Here is a 14,630-nt window from a genome sequence, read left to right as displayed (position 1 = left end):
CAGCCATGGCTCGCCGTTCCGACCACAGCCGCGCCGAACTTCGCGAGATCATCATCGCCACCGGCCATCGCCACATGGAGGAAGTGGGCTTTGCCCACTTCTCCGCGCGCGAGGTTGCCAAGCGGATCGGCTATTCCATTGGCACGATCTATAATGTGTTCGGCAGCTACGACAGCCTGATCCTGGCGATCAACGGCCGCACGCTGGCGCTGTGGCGCGATCATCTCGAACGGCGGCTGGCAGAAAGCGCAGACGGGGCAGACCGGCTGCGGCGGGCGATTGCGGCTTACTTCGAGTTTGCCGCCGGACATCGCCACGCATGGTCCGCGATCTACGATTTCCGCCTGCCAGAGGACACGGCCTCGCCCGAGAGCTATCAGCAACAGGTTCGGGCAATCTTCGAGATCGTGATTGCCGAAGTGCGCATCGCCTTGCCGGAGGATCGGCAGGAGGAGGCGGAGGCTCTGACCCGGTCATTGCTTGCAACAGTGCATGGGCATTGTGTTTTCGCGATGAACGGCACTTTCGCGATGCTGGGGGAAGGTTCGCCGGTAGAGGCGGCGTTGCAGCGCGTTCGGGACGCAGTTGGAGGGGCTGGCAGGTGCTGAGCGTTCCGTAGCAACACCGAGGCCCCCGCCTCCGTTTCATCGTCATTGCCAGCAGAGCGAAGCAATCCAGAGCGTGTTGCACGGCGCTCTGGATTGCTTCGTCGCTTCGCTCCTCGCAATGACGAGGGTGCAGGGGATGACCGTGCATCGGACGAAGCTGTGCTTGCTATCGTTACAGGCCTCATTTTCTTGGCCAAGCCGTTGACAGCAATCATCCGGAACCCGAGTGTCACAGGACTGTAACGCGGGATGCGCAATGGCGCTGAGTATGTCGGCAGGTGATCAGTTGGCGCAGGTCGAAGGCCTGCCACCGGTGCAGGAGCGGTTCTTCAATCGGGAGCTGAGCTGGCTGGCGTTCAATCGGCGCGTGCTGGCCGAGGCGGTCAATGCCGATTACCCGTTGCTGGAACGCCTTCGCTTCCTTTCGATCAGCGGCAGCAATCTCGACGAGTTCATGATGGTGCGCGTGGCGGGGATTGCCGCGCAGGTGCGGCGGCAGATCGACGAGCTTTCGATCGACGGGCAGACCCCGCAGCAACAGCTGGGCGCGCTGCTGGAGGCGGTGAAGGACCTGATCGACGCGCAGCAGGACGTTTTGTTCGGCCTGAAGGATGCGCTGGTTGAAGCGGACATCCGGCTGATCGACAACGACGTGCTGAACAAGGGCGAGGCCGAGTGGCTGCGCGACTACTTCGAGGAGCATGTCGTTCCGGTGCTGACGCCGCAGGCGATTGACCCGGCGCATCCGTTCCCGTTCATCGCCAACCAGGGCACCGGCATCCTGTTCCAGCTGCAGCGCAGCGCCGATGGCGCCGGGGTGACGGAGATGATCCTGATACCGCCCGCGCTGCCCCGGTTCGTGCGACTGCCGGGGCGCAAGGCTTCGTGGATCGGCATTGAGGAGCTGGTGCGGCGTCATGCCACGCTGCTGTTCCCCGGATTCCGCATTCTGGGTGACGGCACGTTCCGTGTGCTGCGCGACAGCGACATCGAAGTGGAAGAGGACGCCGAGGACCTCGTGCGTTATTTCCGCACCGCGATCCAGCGGCGGCGGCGCGGCAAGGTGATCCTGCTGCACCTGCAGGAGAACTTCGATGCCGATGCCGAGAAGCTGTTGCGCGAGCAGTTGCGGCTTGACCATGCGCTGGTGATCAAGAGCCGGGGGCTGCTGGCGATCAGCGGGCTTTCGGCGGTGGTCGAGGAAGACCGGCAGGATCTGAAGTTCGACCCCTACAACCCGCGTTACCCCGAGCGCATTCTCGAGCATGACGGCGATTGCTTTGCCGCGATTCGCGAGAAGGATCTGGTGATCCACCATCCTTACGAGAGCTTCGAGGTGGTGATCGATTTCCTGCGGCAGGCGGCGGCCGATCCCGATGTCGTGGCGATCAAGCAGACGCTCTACCGCGCGGGCAAGCAGTCTGCGGTGATCGCGGCGCTGATCGCGGCGGCAGAGGCGGGCAAGTCGGTCACGGCGGTGGTGGAGCTGAAGGCGCGCTTCGACGAGGAGCAGAACCTGATGTGGGCCGCGCAGCTGGAACGCGCGGGCGTGCAGGTGATCTACGGCTTCGTCGACTGGAAGACCCACGCCAAGGTGAGCATGGTGGTGCGGCGCGAGGCGCAGGCCGGTGGCGGCAGCGGCTATCGCACCTACTGCCACTTCGGCACCGGCAACTACCATCCGGTGACCGCGCGCATCTATACCGACCTGTCGTTCTTCACCGCCGATCCGCGCATGGGCCGCGATGCGGGGCAGCTGTTCAATTTCGTGACGGGCTATGTCGAGCCGAAGCATACCGAGCTGCTGGCGATCAGCCCGATCAACCTGCGCGAGAAGCTTTACGAGTGCATCGACCGCGAAGTGATGCTGGCGAAGAAAGGGCGGCCCGCGATGATCTGGGCCAAGCTCAACCAGCTGACCGACCCGGACCTGATCGACCGGCTCTATCTGGCGAGCAGGGCGGGTGTGGAAATCCGGCTGGTGGTGCGCGGGATCTGCTGCCTCAAGCCCGGCGTCGAGGGGCTTTCCGAGACGATCGAGGTCAAGTCGATCATCGGGCGGTTTCTGGAGCACAGCCGCATCTGGGCGTTCGGCAATGGCGGCAGGCTGCCGAACAAGCGGGCGCGGGTGTTCATCTCCTCGGCCGACGGGATGAGTCGCAACATGGGACGGCGCGTGGAAGTGCTGGTGCCGGTGAAGAACCCGACGGTGCACGACCAGATCCTCGACCAGGTCATGCTCGCCAATCTGCTCGATACCGAACAGAGCTGGGCGCTGGGCCCGGATGGCGAGTACAAGCGGTTTGAGAAGGGTGACCCTTCGTTCAATCTGCACGGCTACTTCATGACCAACCCGTCGCTTTCCGGGCGCGGAGCAGCGCTTTCCCGGGGACGAAAAGTTCCCAAGCTTGCGTTGCGGCGCGGTGCGGCTAACCGTGGCTGAGTGAACACGGCGCAGACCATCTATTCCTGGGCGCAATCGCGCGCGATCATCGACATCGGCTCCAACACGGTGCGGCTGGTCGTCTATGGCGGCCCGCCGCGCGCGCCGGTCACGCTGCTGAACGAGAAGGTGACGGCCAAGCTCGGCAAACATGTGGCCGAGACGGGCAGGCTTTCGGACAAGGCGGTAGGGTCGGTGCTGGCGGCGCTGCGGCGCTACAAGGCGCTGATCGATCTTGCCGGGGTGCCGCGTGTGGACGTGGTGGCAACGGCGGCGGCACGCGATGCCAGCAACGGGCGCGAGTTTCTTGAGCAAATCCGCCAGATCGGTTTCGAACCGCGCCTGCTTTCGGGCGTGGAAGAGGCCGAGACGAGTGCAACGGGGGTGCTTGGCGCTTTTCCCGATGCATCCGGGATTGTTGGCGATCTGGGCGGTGGCAGCCTTGAACTGGTCGACGTGGCCGATGGCGGGACCAGCCATGGGGTAAGCCTGCCGCTGGGGTCGCTGCGGCTCCCGGCCTTGCGTGCCAAGGGTGACCGGGTGTTCGTGCGCGAGATCGGGCGGATGCTGGCCAAGGCGGACTGGGTGGCTGAGCCGGGGGTGACGCTCTACCTTGTCGGCGGATCGATGCGCGCGCTGGCGCGGGCGATGATGGTGCGGCTGGACTGGCCGCTGGAGGATACGCACGGGTTTGCGCTCGATGCGGCTGAAGCTTTGAAGCTGGCACGGTTGCTGGCGCGGCGGGGGCAGGCGTTGAAGCCGGTGGACGGCGTATCTACGAGCCGTCTTGCCAGCATTCCCGATGCTGCGGCGCTGTTGGCGGTGCTGCTGCAGCGGCTGGAGCCGGGGCGGGTGGTGTTCTCGTCGTGGGGCCTCCGCGAGGGGGTGCTGTTCGGATCGCTCTCGCACGAGGCGCAGCGCGAGGACCCGCTGCTGGCAGGCGTCATGGCGTTCGTTACGCCGATGGCGGTGGACGAGGCGCTGGTCGAGGCGGCGGTGCGGTGGATGGCGGACGTCGTGCCTTTTGCCGGGACGCCGGAGGGCCGCGCGGCATTGGCGCTGTGCCTTGCTGCAGGACGGGTCGAGCCCAACCTGCGGCGCGATCTGCCGCGCGACTGGGGCCTGCGCAAGCGCTGGGTCGGCGTGGACAATGCGGGCCGTGCCATGCTGGCGGCGGCGCTGCGGGCGAGTGTGGGCAAGGGTGAAGGCGATGGGCAATGGACCCGGCTGGCGCCGCCCGAGCTGCTGGCCGAGGCGCGCGCGGTGGGGCTTGCCGCGCGACTGTGCCGCCGGTTGAGCGCCGCTTCGCTCGCCGTGATCGAGGCGACGCAGCTCGAGGCGCACGGCGGGGCCTTGCGCATTGCGGGCAGTGTGCCGGGTCTCGTGGGCGAGGGATCGTCGCGCGATCTCAAGGAGCTTGCGCAACATCTCGCGCAATCGGCTGGATAGCGGTCTGTGGGGGTGATGGTGGGCCCGGCAGGACTTGAACCCGCGACCTAGCCGTTATGAGCGGCCAGCTCTAACCAACTGAGCTACAGGCCCATCGCGGCCTCCGCTAGCGGGCCGGTGCGCGCTTGGCAAGATCGTGTTGGCGAGTGCGGATCAGACCTGCGCGGCGGCGATGATCTCGCGCACGCAGGTGGGGCGCACGCGATGGTGCGACAGGTAGGCGAAGATGCCGCGCCACCAGTCATAGAACAGGTCGAGGTCTTCCTCGGTGCGGACATAGGGCGTGAGGCCGGGGCGCAACGAGGGGCTGTGGAACGAGAAGACGAGCAGCGGAAGCTGGTCTTCGAGCGCCATGTCGATGCCGGTGAGTGCTTCGTCGAGCGTGACGCCTTCGGGGGTGAGCGGGATGCGGTCGAGCATGCCGAGGTGGGCGAGCGCGCCGCGCAGCCGGGGGACGCGCCACAGGGCGGGGTAAAGCGACGGGCCCTGATGCCGCAGGTGGCCTGCGAAGACCGTGGTCAGCGGCATTTCCATGAGGCCATTGCGCCGGTCGATCCACCATGGGCGCAAGGGGTGTTCGCGGAAATTGGGGCCGCCGGTCGAGCTGTAGTCGAAGCGGGAGCGGACCGAGGTGTCGATACCGATCGCGCATTCGGAGAGGATTTCGGCGGTGTTGGGGCCGACGCCGTAGCGACCGGCGCGGTAGATCATCGGGCCGACGCCGAAGGCCTGCTCGATGGTGTCGCGCAGCTTGCGGAACTTGGCGCGTTCGAGATCGCGCGGGAGGTTGCCCGCGAAGCTGTTGTGGACGGTTACGTCTTCCTCGTGTGGGGGACTGACCCAGGGGTGAAGCTGGACGCCGATCTCGGCGCGGCCTGCACTGACCGCATCCCTGAGCACTTCGGCCGCGCGCGGATCGCTGGCGACGGGGAAATCGACGAGGTAGATCGGGACGACGCCCAAGCCTTCGCAGAACTGCTGGAACTTGGCGAGACGCGGGAGGTGATCGAGGCCGTGGCTGGTGCGGTCGAGCGGCTTGGACCAGTCGAACTCCTCTTCGGTATCGACCGTGACGACGAAGCGCGTGCCGAAATCGGGCGCGAACCGGACGAAATCAGCAGGGCCGGGCTGGCGCAGGATCTGGGGGCCGGAGGTGGCGTTCATCCCTCGCCCACTCGTCGCAAGGGCGGGGCTTGATCGGCCAGCGGCAGTTCGGCGACGAAGCGCACGCCCTCGCGGCGCAGGGCACCGCCGCCTGCCTCGAACTCAGCGCGGGCCAGGCGCAGGGCGAAGCCGTTGCCAAGCATGGCCGATGCGGCAAGCGAACCGCCGCCCATCGGTGCATCGGGCGCGAACAGTGCGGTGTCGTCAAGTTGGGCGAGCGAGGCGGGAAGGGTAATGGCGAGCAAGGCCGTGGTGCTGGCCGCTTCAAGCGCGATGGTGATGCGCTCGCCCGGGGCGACGCTGGTGGCGACGACCGAGAGCAGGCGCCAGACCGTGCGCTCGATCTCGTCTGCGGCAAAGCTGACCGGGACGGGCTGGGGCGGCATGGCAACGGCAAGGCGCACGTTGCGGGCGGCAAGCACCGGCGAGACCTGTTCGACCAACCTCGCGACGATAGCAGCGGCGTCGGCCTCGCCTGTGTCGATCGACAGGGCGCGGCTTTCGAGCTTCACGAGCCGTTCGATCTCTTCAAAGCCGGCGAGCATCTGGGCGGCATCTGAGGCGATGCTGGCGGCCATGGCGCGGTACTGGTGCGGGGTTGCGCCAAAGACCTGGGACTGGATCATCTCGGCAAAGCCCTGGATCGCATTGATCGGGGTGCGCAGTTCGTGGAGGAGCTGGCGCAGGCGATCTGCCTCGGCGGCGGCTGCGAGGAGCGGCTGCGGTTCAGGCTGGACTTCGACGTTGTGGCTGGCAGCGCGGCGCAGGCGCAGGAGGTAGCCGGTGAAGCGACCGCCATCGCGGGCGAAGAGCGGCGTGCCATCGGCCTGCCAGATGCCTGCGACGAACTCGGCCCCTTCGATAGCGAGCACGCCGGCATCAATCGGCTGGCGCTGGCGGAAGGCGTGGGCCATCGCCTGATCGCAATGCACTGCAGCAGCAGCATCGGCGCTGAACAGGCGGGTGCCGACGAGCATGCCCGGTGGGTCGATCGTAGCGTGAACAACCGTGCCATCGGCATCGGTGCGCAAGTCTATCGACAGGGGGGGCTTGCGCGGCGGGAGTTGCTCCTCGCCGAAGGGCAGGAGCGGGGCGACTCCGTCGGCGCGCGGAATGGCGGGCGTTGCGGCTTGACGCTTGTCACGCTTGCGGCGGAACGCCTCGATCCGGCGGACGATGGCGCCGATGCCGTCGTCCGGTGAGAGCGACGCGATGGACTGAGGTGCAACGGGTTCGGGCACAGTCTCAGCGACTGGTTCAGGTTCTGGCGCAACCGGTCTGCTGAACGGAGCGGGTGCCGGTGCAGGTGCAGGTGGTTCCACCACAACCGGTTCCGGTGCGGCGGCCTCCAGTGCAACAAGGGCGGATGCTGGTTCTGGCAGGAGGAAATCATTGACGCCAAGCTGTGACAGCATGGCGCGCACGCGTTCGCCCAGATCGCCGCGGTGGCGGACGAAGCCGCGCGCTTGCGTTGGCAGGCGCGGGATCAGGGCGAGCCAGTCGTCCTCGGTCAGCCGGGCTGCCGCTACCGCTGCAGCTGCCGTGCGCGGGCCCTGCTGCGCAAAGTGATAGACGAGCACGGGAGAGCGATGCGCGAGCGAACGCAGGACCGTGGCGCAGCCTTCGTCGTCCAGCATCTCGCACAGCGAATCGATGCGCTGCAGCGCGCTCGCGTGCTGGGCCTTCCAAGCTGCGAGTGGAACCGGGCCAAGCAGGTCGACCAGCTGGCGCAATTGCGTGGCAGCTGCCGTCTTGCCGGCCACGTGGGTACGCAGCACGGTTTCAAGGCGGTCATCGACGATCATCAGGGCTCCGCGTGAGGAATTCGAGATAGCGCAGCGCGTGGCTCCGACCGGTGTGACAGGGACAGATCATTAGCCTGTCGAAGGCTAACAAATCGTACCCCTTTCCGAAAGGCAACTATCCACTGCGTTGCAATGTGGGACGATTGCGATATGAAACAATAAAATTATCCCGGACAATGGATTTTGTGCGGAAAGTTGCGATTCTCGCTTCTTTCCGCAAGGCCCTGACCGGGTTCAGCGAAACGGACGAACATACAGCATGGCAACCCTTGATGGTATCGACCGGCGGCTCCTTGCCGAATTGCAGGCGGAAGGGCGCGTCACCAATGTCGAACTGGCCCAGCGCGTCGGGCTGACTGCACCGCCATGCCTGCGCCGGGTCCGGGCATTGGAAGATGCCGGGGTGATCAAGGGCTACCATGCCGAACTCGATGCTTCGAAGCTGGGTTTTGCGATCACCGTCTTCGCGCTCGTCAGCCTCAAGAGCCAGGCCGAGGAATCACTCCGCCAGTTCGAGGACCATATGCGCACGCTGGCCGAAGTGCGCGAGTGCCACATGCTGAACGGCGAGATCGACTTCATACTCAAGATCGTCAGCCGCGATCTGCAGAGCTTTCAGGAATTCCTCACTAGCAAGCTGACGCCTGCACCCAACGTGGCGAGCGTGAAGACTTCGCTGACGATTCGCACGGCCAAGCAGGTGCCCGGGGTGCCGCTGGAGGATTGAGGTTTTGGGTTAGGGCTCAGGGCCGGTGCCCACCCCGCTGCGACTAACTTCACTGCGTTCAGCAAGTCTCGCGGCCCTCCCGCTTGCGGGAGGGCTTAAGAGAGGCGCTTGTACTCCCTCCCGCATGCGGGAGGGGCTGGGGTGGGCATCGGACGTCAGTCCGACGAACCCGCCGCGCGTTCATGGTGGCGGATCACTTCCTGAATAATGAAGCGCAGGAACTTTTCGGAGAATTCCGGGTCAAGCTTGGCGTCTTCGGCCAGCTTGCGCAGCCGGGTGATCTGGCGTTCCTCACGGCCCGGATCGGAGGCGGGGAGCTTGTTCGTGGCCTTGTAGGCGCCGACTGCCTGGGTGATGCGGAAGCGTTCGGCGAGGATGTGGATCATTGCCGCATCGATGTTGTCGATGGACTGGCGGTAGCCTGCCAGAACCGGATCTTCGCTCATCAATCTACCCCGTCCAAATCACGCCCAAAGGTCTGCCGCAGCCGCTACAGTGCAAGTTGCATCTTGCCAAGCGCCCGCCTTGTCGCCAAGCGGTCAAGCCGATGACTGCGACCGTCCACCCCCTGCCGCGCAAGGCCGAACCTTCGCTGACGCCGATGATGGCCCTCGTTGCCGAAGGCATGAACAGCGTCAACGCCGTGATTCTCGACAGGATGCAATCGCGCATCCCGTTGATCCCGACGCTGGCCGGGCACCTGATTGCCGGCGGCGGCAAGCGGATGCGCCCGATGCTGACGCTGGCGAGCGCCTCGTTGCTGGGATACGGCGGCAGCCGCCACTACAAGCTGGCAGCAGCGGTGGAGTTCATCCACACCGCGACCCTGTTGCACGACGACGTGGTCGATGGTTCCGACATGCGGCGCGGCAAGAAGACCGCGAACATCGTCTACGGCAACCCGGCAACCGTGCTGGTGGGCGACTTCCTGTTCAGCCGCAGCTTCGAACTGATGGTCGAGGACGGCTCGCTCAAGGTGCTGCGCATCCTGTCGAACGCATCGGCGGTGATCTCGGAAGGCGAGGTCGACCAGCTGGTGGCGCAGAGGCAGATCGAGACGACCGAGGAAATGTACCTCGACATCATTGCGGCCAAGACGGCGGCGCTGTTTTCCGCGGCCTGCCGGATCGCGGCGGTGGTGGCAGAGCGTTCCGAAGCCGATGAAATGGCGCTCGATTCCTATGGTCGCAATCTCGGCATCGCGTTCCAGTTGGCCGACGATGCGATCGATTACGATTCGGACGCCGCCGAGATGGGCAAGGACCAGGGCGACGATTTCCGCGAGGGCAAGATGACCCTGCCGGTGATCCTGGCCTATGCCCGGGGCGACGAGGACGAACGCCGGTTCTGGCAGGATGCCATCGCCGGAGATCGCTCGTCGGACGATGATCTCGCCCATGCCATCGCGCTGATCCGCCGCCACGATGCGGTGAACGCGACGCGCGAGCGGGCGCGGATGTATGCGCAGCGCGCGATTGACGCGATTGCCGGGTTCCCGGCGAGTGCCGCCAAGGTCGCGATGACCGAAGCCGCGCTGTTTGCGGTGGCCCGCCGCTTCTGATCCAACCGGAGAATACCTGATGCAGCATCGCCGTCTTGGCCGCTCGGCCATTGTCGTTTCGGACATCTGCATGGGGACGATGACCTTCGGCAGCCAGGTGGACGAGGCGGAATCGTTGCGCATCCTTGACCGCAGCTTCGATGCCGGAATCAACTTCTTCGATACGGCCGAGGGCTATCCGGTGCCACCCGACATCAAGTGGGTGGGGCGCACCGAGGAGATCGTCGGCAAGTGGCTCAAGACCAAGCCGCGCGATGCGGTTATCCTTGCCACCAAGGTTTCGGGGCCGAGCCACGTCTGGTTCCGCTCACCCTGCCGCAACGGGATGACTGCGCTGGACCGGCGCAATATCGAGACGGCGATCGATGCCAGCCTGAAGAGGCTCGGTACCGACTATATCGACCTCTACCAGACCCACTGGCCCGACCACGACACGCCTTATGACGAGACCATGGAAGTGCTCGACGAGCTGGTCCGCGCGGGCAAGGTGCGGATCACCGGCTGTTCGAACGAGACGAGCTGGGGTCTGATGAAGTCGCTCGCCGCCGCCGAGAAGCTCGGCACGGTGCGCTACCAGACGATCCAGAACAACTTCAGCCTGAACAACCGCCGTTTCGAGGATGAGCTGGCACAGGTCTGCCGGATGGAAGGGGTGAGCCTGATCCCCTATTCGCCGATCGCAGGCGGCGTGCTTTCGGGCAAGTACAGCGGCGGCGCGCGGCCTGAGGGGGCGCGGTTCTCGCGCTACCTCGCCATGGAAGGGCGGCAGGCGCAGATGGGCAAGCGGTTCGTGAACGAACGTTCCATCGCCTCGACCGAGCGGTTCATGGCCATTGCCGCCGAGGCGGGACTCGATCCGGTGACGATGGCGGTGGCATGGTCGAAGCAGCATGATTTCGTGGCTTCGACGATTGTCGGCGTCAGTGCCGAGGCGCATGTCGATCCGATCCTTGCAGCGGCCGATCTCGTGCTCCCAGACGACGTGATGAAGGCGATCAACCGCGTGAGCCGCGAAATTCCCTATCCGATGGGGTGATCGAGGATTGACGTTTCGGGTCGATCCGGCGCATTTTTGAGCACTGCCAATGGAGTGCGCCAAGATGTTGACAGATAATGCGAAATCATGGCGCGGAGCGATGTCGCTGGTGCGACCTGTAGGGTGGTTCATGGTAGCGCTTGTGCTACTGTTCCCATTGATCGCGATGCAGTTCGAACAGCACCTGCGCTGGGGTGTGAACTGGACGGTGGGTGACTTCCTCGTCGCTGCGCTGCTGCTCTGCAGTACGGGCGCGGCGCTGGAACTGGCGGTGCGTATCAACGGTAGCCTTGCCTATGGAGCGGGTGCGTTCCTGGGCATCGGCGTGGCTCTGGTGATGATCTGGGCGAACCTTGCCGTCGGGCTCGTGGGCTCGGAGGACAATGCCGCGAACGTCTGGTTCATGACCGTGCCGCTTGTGGGATTGATTGTCTCCGCGCTCGGAAAGTTCTCGGCCAGGGCCATGGTCCGGGCGATGCTGGCGATGGCGGTCGTGCAGGCTCTGGTCGGATTGATCGTCGGCGGGGGCGGCGAAACGGTCGCGCTGACCCTTGCTTTCGGATCGTGCTGGCTGGCTTCGGCCTGGCTGTTCGCCCGCGCGGCCTGAGTTACTTGCGGCGGCTGAAGCGCTTCCACAGCAGCCAACAGCTGCCGCCGCAGACCGCGCCGATGCCGAGGACGATAGCGCCGATCATGGCTCCGCTGAAGAGTATGCCGGTGGTCAAGGCCACCACGAATTCCAGCGTAGTCTTCATCTTTTCCGGCCCTATCGCACCGCAAGCCTGATGCAAGCTTGAACGGAGGCGGCGGCAAATCGTTGCCTTCCGGCCGCAAGGAGCCGTAAAGCGCCCCGCGTGAGCGACCTGCCGATCCATGCCGTCCTGCCTGACCTACTTGCTGCGTTGCGGGCGGGGCCGAGTTCGGTGCTGATCGCGCCGCCGGGGGCGGGCAAGACGACGGCGGTCGCGCCTGCCTTGCTGGGCGAGCCGTGGTGTTCCGGGCAAGTCATCGTGCTTTCGCCCCGGCGCGTGGCGGCTCGGGCAGCGGCCGAGCGTATGGCCGAACTGCTGGGCGAGGAGGCGGGGCAGACCATCGGCTATGTCACACGGCTTGATGCCAGGCGCTCTGCCAGGACGCGGGTGCTGGTGGTGACCGAGGCGATCTTCGTTTCGACGATCCTCAACGATCCCGAATTACAGGGCGTTTCGGCGGTGCTGTTCGACGAGGCACATGAGCGGCATCTCGACAGCGATCTTGGGCTGGCGCTGGCGGTCGAGGCGCAAGGGGTGCTGCGTGAGGATCTGCGGATCGTGGTCATGTCTGCCACGATCGATGGATCGCGTTTTGCGGCATTGCTGGGTGCTGCGCCTGTGGTTGAGAGCGAAGGCAAGGCGCATCCCCTGACGGTGAAGTGGCTGGGCTCGCGGCCTGACTTGAAGGTCGAGGCGGCGATGACCTCGGCGATCCAGACCGCGTGGCGTGAGGAGACGGGGGACATTCTCGCCTTCCTGCCGGGCGTGGCGCAGATCGAGCGGACGGCGGATTTGCTTGCCGAGCGATTGCCGCAGGCGCTGGTGCTGCCGTTGCATGGGCAGGTTGAACCGGCGGGGCAGCGCGCGGCGATCCGGCGTGATCCGCAGGGTCGGCGGCGGATCGTGCTGGCGACGAGCATTGCCGAGACCTCGCTGACGCTCGATGGGGTTTCGGTGGTGGTCGATGCCGGGCTTTCGCGGCGGGCGGAGTTCGACAAGTCGGCAGGCGTCACGCGACTGGTGACGACGCGGGCGAGCCAGGCCTCGGCAGCGCAGCGGGCGGGGCGTGCGGCGCGGCAGGGGCCGGGAGTGGCCTACCGGCTGTGGGAGGAAGCGGCGCATGCGGGGCGGCCTGCATTCGATCCGCCCGAAGTGGTGACGAGCGATCTTGCTCCGCTTGCGCTGACGCTGGCGCAGTGGGGCGCGGGCGATCCGGCGGCGATGGCCTGGCTTGATCCGCCGCCGGTTGCGGCGATGGCGGCGGCGCGAGCGAGCTTGCAGGCCTTGGGCGCGCTTGATCCAGAAGGGCGGATCACCGCGCACGGGCAGGCGATGGCGCGGTTGCCGATGGAGCCGGCACTGGCGCACATGCTGCTGTTTGCGGCCGAGCGCGGGCAGGCGGATGAGGCGGCGCGGCTGGCTTTGCTGTTGCAGGAGCGTGAGCTCGGCGGGCGGACTGAGGATCTGGCGCGGCGGTTGGATCGGTGGGCTGGCGAGCGCGGGGGCAGGGCAGAAGGCTCGCACAAGTTGGCGGCGCGGTGGGCTGAGTTGGCCAACAAGGTGCTTCGACAAGCTCAGCATGAGCGGGGTTCCAGTACAGACGCCGCTCGTCCTGAGCCTGTCGAAGGACGCAAGAGCGAAGTTCCGCTGGGGGTGCTTCTAGCCGAGGCCTTTCCTGACCGGATTGCGCGGGCGCGGGGGGCTTCGGGGGAGGAGTGGCTTTCGAGCGGTGGGCGCGGGTATCGGCTCGATCCGGCATCGCCCCTGGCCACGGCGAAGTGGCTGGTGATCGGCGATGCGCAGGGAGAAGCCAAGGGCGCGCGGATCACGGCGGCAATTGCGCTGGAAGACGAGGAGGTTACGCGCCATCTCTCGCACCGGATCGAAGAGCGCCACTCGTTGACATGGAATGCGGGCGAGGGGCGCGTGGAGGCGCGGCTGGAGCGCAGGCTGGGGGCAATCGTGCTGGCGCGGGTGCCTGATCCCAAGCCTGATCCGGATGCGGTGAAGGCCAAGCTGATCGAGGTTGTCCGCGAGGGTGGTCTGGAATTGCTGCCGTTGGGCGAGGCGGCGCGGGCGCTGATCGTGCGGGCTGGCTATGCGGGGCTTGGGGCCTTGTCGGAAAGTGCATTGCTGGAATCGCTTGAGGAGTGGATGGGGCCGCTGCTGGGCGGCAGGCGCGATCTGGAGATCGGCGCGGGTCGCTTGCACGAAGCGCTGCTGAACCGGCTGGACTGGAACGAGCGGCAGACGCTCGACCTGTTGGCCCCTGCAGAATTCCGCTCGCCCGCCGGGACCGGCCATGCCATCGACTATGGCCACGAAGGCGGGCCTTGCGTGGAACTGCGGGTGCAGGCGCTGTTCGGGCTGGAGAAGCACCCTTGCGTGGGACAGCCGCCCAAGCCGCTGCTGCTCAGCCTGACCAGCCCCGGCGGCAAGCCGATCCAAACCACGGCCGACTTGCCGGGGTTCTGGCGTGGATCGTGGCGCGATGTCGTCAAGGACATGAAAGGGCGTTACCCCAAGCATCGCTGGCCGGACGAACCCTGGGCCGAAGACCCGAGCCTGAAGACCAAGAACGCCTTCAATGCGCAAAAGGGTCGGTCGTGACGCGAATGCGGACTTGATTTGCAGCGCGATTCGACCGAAAGCGCGCGCCATGTCAGCACGCATCTATCAGCGCCCGAAGAACGCCATGCAGTCCGGCAAGGCCCGGACCAGCGACTGGCTCCTGGAATTCGAACCCGCCGAAGCGCGCCGTCCGGACCCGCTGATGGGCTGGGCCGGATCGGGTGATACGCAGAGCCAGGTGACGCTTGCCTTCAATTCGCAGGAAGACGCGCAGGCCTATGCCGAGCGCTATGGCATCGAAGCGCGCGTGATTCCGACGCCGCCGCGCAAGCTGAAGCTGCAGAGCTACGCGGATAACTTTCGCTGATAGGTGCGCCTTCCGCATCCGCGGAAGGCTTGCGGCACCGGCCCGCTCCCCCGGCCCGGCCACCCGAAGCATACCTCGATAGGTAGCCGGGCCGGGGAAGCGGACCGATGCCGCATATTGGCAGGATGGGGCTGGACAAGCCTCTGC

At 66.0% G+C, this 14,630-nt stretch carries 13 protein-coding genes and 1 tRNA gene; 9 read left to right on the top strand and 5 right to left on the bottom strand.

Features of this window, described 5'->3' with window-relative positions; genetic code table 11:
* Nucleotides 1-5 precede the first annotated feature (5 nt).
* The 3 genes from ACZ1JX_RS09520 to ACZ1JX_RS09510 all read left to right on the top strand — a co-directional run bounded on the left by ACZ1JX_RS09520 (nucleotide 6) and on the right by ACZ1JX_RS09510 (nucleotide 4,500).
* Entirely contained in the window at nucleotides 6-608 is a 603-nt protein-coding gene (locus ACZ1JX_RS09520) for a TetR/AcrR family transcriptional regulator (protein ID WP_465123320.1), read from the top strand.
* 268 nt (nucleotides 609-876) lie between these two features.
* On the top strand, nucleotides 877-3,051 hold the full coding sequence (locus tag ACZ1JX_RS09515; protein ID WP_465126389.1) for an RNA degradosome polyphosphate kinase: 2,175 nt from the start codon (nucleotides 877-879) through the stop codon (nucleotides 3,049-3,051).
* A complete protein-coding gene (locus tag ACZ1JX_RS09510; protein WP_465123319.1) occupies nucleotides 3,052-4,500 on the top strand; it encodes a Ppx/GppA phosphatase family protein in 1,449 nt (482 codons plus the stop codon).
* A 16-nt stretch (nucleotides 4,501-4,516) separates the two neighbouring features.
* On the opposite strand, the gene ACZ1JX_RS09505 is transcribed toward ACZ1JX_RS09510, so the two are convergent.
* From ACZ1JX_RS09505 to ACZ1JX_RS09495, 3 genes are all read right to left on the bottom strand, one after another.
* A tRNA-Ile gene (locus ACZ1JX_RS09505) sits at nucleotides 4,517-4,593 on the bottom strand.
* A gap of 60 nt (nucleotides 4,594-4,653) precedes the next feature.
* Nucleotides 4,654-5,664, bottom strand: coding sequence for a polysaccharide deacetylase family protein (locus ACZ1JX_RS09500; RefSeq protein ID WP_465123318.1), 1,011 nt, complete (start codon nucleotides 5,662-5,664; stop codon nucleotides 4,654-4,656).
* Nucleotides 5,661-7,469 (bottom strand): sensor histidine kinase, encoded by a 1,809-nt coding sequence (locus ACZ1JX_RS09495; RefSeq protein WP_465123317.1) that lies wholly within the window; start codon nucleotides 7,467-7,469, stop codon nucleotides 5,661-5,663. Before ACZ1JX_RS09495 ends, ACZ1JX_RS09500 begins: the two co-directional genes overlap by 4 nt.
* A gap of 259 nt (nucleotides 7,470-7,728) precedes the next feature.
* Between ACZ1JX_RS09495 and ACZ1JX_RS09490 the strand changes: the two genes are divergently transcribed.
* A complete protein-coding gene (locus ACZ1JX_RS09490; RefSeq protein ID WP_465123316.1) occupies nucleotides 7,729-8,196 on the top strand; it encodes an Lrp/AsnC family transcriptional regulator in 468 nt (155 codons plus the stop codon).
* A 155-nt stretch (nucleotides 8,197-8,351) separates the two neighbouring features.
* Here ACZ1JX_RS09490 and ACZ1JX_RS09485 read toward each other — a convergent pair whose 3' ends face one another.
* Complete coding sequence (locus ACZ1JX_RS09485; RefSeq protein ID WP_465123315.1) at nucleotides 8,352-8,642, bottom strand: chorismate mutase; 291 nt, start codon at nucleotides 8,640-8,642, stop codon at nucleotides 8,352-8,354.
* A gap of 101 nt (nucleotides 8,643-8,743) precedes the next feature.
* On the opposite strand from ACZ1JX_RS09485, the gene ACZ1JX_RS09480 reads away from it, so the two are divergent.
* The 3 genes from ACZ1JX_RS09480 (at nucleotide 8,744) to ACZ1JX_RS09470 (ending at nucleotide 11,400) form a co-directional block, all read left to right on the top strand.
* Nucleotides 8,744-9,757 carry a polyprenyl synthetase family protein gene (locus ACZ1JX_RS09480; RefSeq protein WP_465123314.1) on the top strand — a complete coding sequence of 338 codons (1,014 nt, stop codon included), beginning with the start codon at nucleotides 8,744-8,746 and terminating at the stop codon, nucleotides 9,755-9,757.
* A gap of 19 nt (nucleotides 9,758-9,776) precedes the next feature.
* Nucleotides 9,777-10,793, top strand: coding sequence for an aldo/keto reductase (locus ACZ1JX_RS09475; RefSeq protein ID WP_465123313.1), 1,017 nt, complete (start codon nucleotides 9,777-9,779; stop codon nucleotides 10,791-10,793).
* Between the two features lie 64 nt (nucleotides 10,794-10,857).
* Complete coding sequence (locus ACZ1JX_RS09470) at nucleotides 10,858-11,400, top strand: hypothetical protein (protein WP_465123312.1); 543 nt, start codon at nucleotides 10,858-10,860, stop codon at nucleotides 11,398-11,400.
* A gap of 1 nt (nucleotide 11,401) precedes the next feature.
* Here the strand turns inward: ACZ1JX_RS09470 and ACZ1JX_RS09465 are convergent, their stop codons facing one another.
* The gene (locus ACZ1JX_RS09465) at nucleotides 11,402-11,548 is read right to left on the bottom strand and encodes a hypothetical protein (protein WP_465123311.1); all 147 of its coding nucleotides are present in this window, start codon (nucleotides 11,546-11,548) and stop codon (nucleotides 11,402-11,404) included.
* A gap of 99 nt (nucleotides 11,549-11,647) precedes the next feature.
* On the opposite strand from ACZ1JX_RS09465, the gene hrpB reads away from it, so the two are divergent.
* Both hrpB and ACZ1JX_RS09455 read left to right on the top strand, forming a co-directional pair.
* Complete coding sequence (hrpB, locus tag ACZ1JX_RS09460) at nucleotides 11,648-14,155, top strand: ATP-dependent helicase HrpB (protein ID WP_465123310.1); 2,508 nt, start codon at nucleotides 11,648-11,650, stop codon at nucleotides 14,153-14,155.
* A gap of 49 nt (nucleotides 14,156-14,204) precedes the next feature.
* On the top strand, nucleotides 14,205-14,483 hold the full coding sequence (locus ACZ1JX_RS09455; protein ID WP_465123309.1) for an ETC complex I subunit: 279 nt from the start codon (nucleotides 14,205-14,207) through the stop codon (nucleotides 14,481-14,483).
* Nucleotides 14,484-14,630 lie beyond the last annotated feature (147 nt).

The sequence above is a fragment of the Novosphingobium sp. BL-A-41-Hi4A-0G genome (assembly GCF_055521735.1).
Note: the sequence above shows the minus strand (reverse complement) of the source record. Positions and strands in the feature narration are given on the sequence as shown.

Coding starts and splice junctions, on each gene's coding strand:
- ACZ1JX_RS09520 (WP_465123320.1), top strand. CDS start 6: ATGGCTCGCCGTTCCGACCACAGCCGCGCCGAACTTCGCGAGATCATC.
- ACZ1JX_RS09515 (WP_465126389.1), top strand. CDS start 877: ATGTCGGCAGGTGATCAGTTGGCGCAGGTCGAAGGCCTGCCACCGGTG.
- ACZ1JX_RS09500 (WP_465123318.1), bottom strand. CDS start 5,664: ATGAACGCCACCTCCGGCCCCCAGATCCTGCGCCAGCCCGGCCCTGCT.
- ACZ1JX_RS09495 (WP_465123317.1), bottom strand. CDS start 7,469: ATGATCGTCGATGACCGCCTTGAAACCGTGCTGCGTACCCACGTGGCC.
- ACZ1JX_RS09490 (WP_465123316.1), top strand. CDS start 7,729: ATGGCAACCCTTGATGGTATCGACCGGCGGCTCCTTGCCGAATTGCAG.
- ACZ1JX_RS09485 (WP_465123315.1), bottom strand. CDS start 8,642: ATGAGCGAAGATCCGGTTCTGGCAGGCTACCGCCAGTCCATCGACAAC.
- ACZ1JX_RS09480 (WP_465123314.1), top strand. CDS start 8,744: ATGACTGCGACCGTCCACCCCCTGCCGCGCAAGGCCGAACCTTCGCTG.
- ACZ1JX_RS09475 (WP_465123313.1), top strand. CDS start 9,777: ATGCAGCATCGCCGTCTTGGCCGCTCGGCCATTGTCGTTTCGGACATC.
- ACZ1JX_RS09470 (WP_465123312.1), top strand. CDS start 10,858: ATGTTGACAGATAATGCGAAATCATGGCGCGGAGCGATGTCGCTGGTG.
- ACZ1JX_RS09465 (WP_465123311.1), bottom strand. CDS start 11,548: ATGAAGACTACGCTGGAATTCGTGGTGGCCTTGACCACCGGCATACTC.
- ACZ1JX_RS09455 (WP_465123309.1), top strand. CDS start 14,205: ATGTCAGCACGCATCTATCAGCGCCCGAAGAACGCCATGCAGTCCGGC.